The organism is Streptomyces sp. NPDC058001 (genome assembly GCF_042886315.1).
In the GTDB taxonomy this organism is placed as follows: domain Bacteria; phylum Actinomycetota; class Actinomycetes; order Streptomycetales; family Streptomycetaceae; genus Streptomyces.
In genome coordinates, this window is sequence record NZ_JBHVQT010000034.1 from 1 (window position 1) to 4,353 (window position 4,353).

2 protein-coding genes are annotated in these 4,353 nt (G+C 65.8%); both read left to right on the plus strand.

The genetic code is table 11. The annotated features are described in order from the left end of the window. The first annotated feature begins 129 nt into the window (after positions 1 to 129). Entirely contained in the window at positions 130 to 3,186 is a 3,057-nt protein-coding gene (locus ACFVT5_RS43130) for a condensation domain-containing protein (RefSeq protein ID WP_389899737.1), read from the plus strand. Further along, a partial coding sequence (locus ACFVT5_RS43135; protein WP_389899735.1) for an amino acid adenylation domain-containing protein occupies positions 3,179 to 4,353 on the plus strand: 1,175 nt, incomplete at its 3' end. The genes ACFVT5_RS43130 and ACFVT5_RS43135, both read left to right, overlap by 8 nt.

Below are 4,353 nucleotides of genomic sequence, written 5' to 3' on the forward strand. Positions count from 1 at the left end.
ATTTTCCGGGCGAAGCAGTTGGGTTTGTATTTTTCGGTGAAGCAGTTGTTTGAGTTTCAGTCGATTGCTGAGTTGGCGCCGGTGGTGGAGCGGCGGGATGTGGCGCGGGTGGTGGCGGAGCAGGGTTTGGTGACGGGTCCTGCTGAATTGACGCCGATTCAGCGGTGGTTCTTCGCACAGGGGTTGGTGCGGGCGGAGCATTTCAATCAGTCGTTGGTGGTGGAGGTGGATGCGGGGCTGGGGTCGGGGTCTGGCTTGTGGGAGGGGGTGGTGGCGCGTCTTTTGGAGCAGCATGACGGGTTGCGGGCGCGTTTTCTGCGGTCGGTGGGTGGTGAATGGCGGTCGGAGCTGTCCGGGATGCCGGAGTCGCTTCCATGGCGAGTGTGTGATCTGTCGTCGGTTCCGTCGGATGAGCGTGAGGGACGCCTGCTGGAGGTTGCCGAAGAGACGCAGCGGAGTTTGAGTCTGTCCGATGGGCCGTTGTTCCGTGCCGTGTTGTTCACCGGGTTGGGTGGCGAGAAGGACCGGTTGCTGTTGGTGGCGCATCACCTCGTGGTCGATGTGGTGTCGTGGCGGATCCTTCTGGAAGACCTCGGCACCTTGACGGAACAGGCAGTGCAAGGGCGGGAGTTGGTGCTGCCGGCGAAGTCGAGTTCGTGGCAGCAGTGGGCCGCGCGGTTGAAAGAGGAAGCGCGGAGTACTGCGACGGCGGATGAACTCGCGTACTGGAGTGAGCAGGCGGAAGCACCTGCTCGCGCGCTGCCGCTGGACGGTCCAGTTGACGACAACAGGATGAGTGAGAGCCGTGTCCTGCGGGTTGCCTTGGGAGCGGAGGAGACGCGTGGGTTGCTGCGGGATGTTCCGGCGGCTTTCAACACGCGGATCAATGATGTCCTGTTGACGGGTGTGGCGTCGGCGCTCGGTGCGTGGACGGGCGACGACCATGTGCGGGTCGATGTCGAGGGTCACGGTCGTGTGGACCTCTTCGAGGACGTCGATGTGTCCCGTACGACGGGTTGGTTCACGACGATCTCGCCGTTGCGGCTGCCGGTTCTGTCGCGGGCAGGTCTGGCGGACGGCCTCAAGCAGGTCAAGGAGTTGCTGCGGGCCCGGCCCAGGGAGGGCATCGGATACGGCCTCCTTGCCCACGGCCCGACCGACACCAACACGGGCACTGGCGCCGACTTCGGCACCGGCACATCGCTAGGGCGGTCCGCGCAGGTCAGCTTCAACTACCTGGGTCAGTTCGACAGTTCCCTCTCGGGCAGTTTCGCCGCGTCGTCGGGCCGGGCCGGACCCGACTGGGACCCGTGCACCAGGCGCCCGTACCTCCTCGATGTGATCAGTCACGTCCAGGACGGCGAACTCCATATGGAGTGGACGTACAGCGGTGCCGCTCACGAGGAGGAGACGATCCGGCGGGTCGCCGAGGACACCCTCGATGTGCTCCGGCGGCTGGCCGAGGAGGCGAAGCGCCCGGATGCCGTGGGCTACAGTCCGTCCGACCTCCCCCTGAGCGGACTGACCCAGGACCAGGTCAACGACGTCGTCAGCCGGCTGCGCACGCTCCCCGCATGGCAGTCGAGCAGTCTGCCCCGCCCCCTGGAGGACTGCTACCCGCAGACACCCGTCCAACAGGGCCTGTGGTTCCAGAGCCAGTTCGCCCAGGGCGAGGGCATCTATCACGTCCAGTTGATCCTCGGGATCGAGCAGGAGTTGGACGCCGAGGCGTTCCGGGAGAGCTGGGCGCGGGTCACTCAGCGCCACTCGATCCTGCGGACCAGTTTCTGGACGACCGAGGAAAACGAAGCCCTCCAACTCGTCTGGGCCGATCTCCCCGTGCCGCTCCACACCGAGGACTGGCGCTCGCACACCACCACGGAACAGCGGAACCGCTTGGAGACCTACCTCCAGCAGGACCGCGCACGTGGTTTCGACCCGCACGACACACCGCAGTGGCGCATGTTCCTCGCGCGTACCGCGGACGACCGTCACCAACTCGTGTGGAGTGCGCATCACAGCGTCCTGGACGGCTGGAGCATCAGCCTGATCCTCAACGACGTCGTGCGGGAGTACGGAGCCCTCATCGAGGGACGACACCTGGAGCAGATGCCACCGCGGGCCTACCGCGACTATGTGTCCTGGCTCAGGGAGCAGGACCTCGAACAGGCCGAGGACTACTGGCGCGACACCCTCAAGGGCGTCGAACAGGCCGCCCCGCTGAGCATCGAGCGGCACACCGCCGCAGGGGCCATCACGTCGTCCGGTGCGAGCGCGGGCGCGGACGGTCAAGCCGAGTTCAGCGTCTTCTTCAGCGACGAGGACACCGAGCGGCTGCACCAACTGGCCCACGCCCACCACTTGACCCTCAACACCGTCCTCCAAGGTTGCTGGGCCCTGCTGATCGCCCGCTACACCGGCAGCGACGACGTCGTCTTCGGCACCGTGGTGTCCGGCCGCCCGTCCGAGGTCGAGGGCATCGAGCGCACGGTCGGCCTGTTCATCAACACGCTTCCCCTCCGTGTGCGGATGCCCGACGACAGCTCCGCCCTCGCCTGGCTGCACGCCCTCCAGGAACAGAACGTGCAGATGCGCCAGTACGAGTACAGCCCGCTGAGCACGGTCCAGCAGGCGAGTGGGCTTCCCGTCGGCGCGCCCCTGTTCGAGAGCCTGTTCGTCTTCGAGAACTACCCCGTCGACAAGGACGACTCCGCCGCACTGCGCTTCGACCTGACCCGTTCCGAGGAGCGGATCAACTATCCCCTCGGCGTCGTGGCCACCGTTCCGGACCGGCGGCTACAGATCACGGTCCAGTACGACACCACGCGGTTCGAGAGGGACGCGGTCGATCGCATGGTCGGTCATCTTCGCAGCGTCTGTTCCCAGCTCGCCGGGAAGCCGGAGACGCGACTGAGTCAGATCACCGTTCTCACCGAGGAAGAGCGTCAGCACATCCTCCAGCAGAGTAATTCCCTGCACCAACAGGTCCCGGACACCGACGAGTTCGACCTGTCGGCCTTCGCCGAAGGGGCCAGGACCGCCGAAGAGCGTGAGCTGCTCGCGCAACTCGTCGCGGAAGTTCAGGGCATGTCGCCCAGCGATCTCCAGGACCGGATTCCGAGTGCGTCACCCGCTGTCGATCTGAGTGCTTCACCGGCTATCGAGACGAGTGAGAACCATGAGTGAACTGCTTCCTCAGCTTGAGAACCTGACCGCGGAGCAGCAAGCCCTCCTGCGCCTTCGACTCCAGCAGATCAAACAGCAGGCGGAGCAGCCGGCGCCTTTTCACGAGTTGTTCGCCGGGCAGGTCCATCGATGTCCGGACCGGGTGGCCGTGGCATTCGGCGACGCGCAGCTGACTTACGAGGGTCTGGACCGGATGGCCAACCGGCTGGCTCATCTGCTGCGGGACCGTGGTGTGGGGCGGGAGTGTCTGGTCGGTCTATGCGTGTCACGTTCCCTGGAGATGGTCGTCGGTCTCTTGGCGATCATGAAGGCCGGCGGGGCGTACGTTCCGCTGGACCCGGAGTATCCGGCCGAGCGGTTGGCGTACATGGCGTCGGACGCCGGGTTGCGGGTCGTGCTGGGACAGCGGTCGGCGGTTCAGATGCTGCCCGATACCGGTGCGGTGGTGCTGGCGGTGGAGGACATTTGGTCCGAGCTGGACCAGTGGCCCGACACGGCTCCGGAGTCGGCCGGGACCTGCGACGACCTGGCGTATGTCATCTACACGTCTGGTTCGACGGGTCGTCCGAAGGGCGTCCAGATCTCCCACCGCGGCTTTCGCGCCATCGCTCGGTGGCAGCACGAGAACTACGGTCTGGACACCCCCCAGCGCATACTTCAGGGCACATCCCTGAACTTCGACATCTCGGTCTGGGAACTCTCCGCGGCGCTCCTGTCCGGGGGCACCCTGGTACTGCCGCCCCCGGACCTGAAGATGATCGGCACCGACCTCGCCGACCTGCTCATCGAACAGGCCGTCGAGAGCATCAACCTGACGCCGGCGGCACTGTCCACGTTGCCCGAGGAATCGCTGCCGCACCTGCGCTGTGTCTCCGTCGGCGGCGAGGCATGTCCGCTCGACCTCGTCCGCGTGTGGTCTCCCGGCCGGAAGTTCTTCAACGGCTACGGCCCCTCGGAAGCCACCATCGCCGTGAGCGTCGCCCGATACGGGCCCGAACTCGAACGCGTCCACATCGGCCGCCCGATCGGCGGATCCCAGCTGTACGTTCTCGACTCGCGTCTTCAGCTCCAGCCGGTGGGTGTGGCTGGTGAGTTGTTCATTGGTGGGGTGGGTTTGGCGCGGGGTTATGTGGGGCGTTCGGATTTGACGGCTGAGGTGTTTGTGGC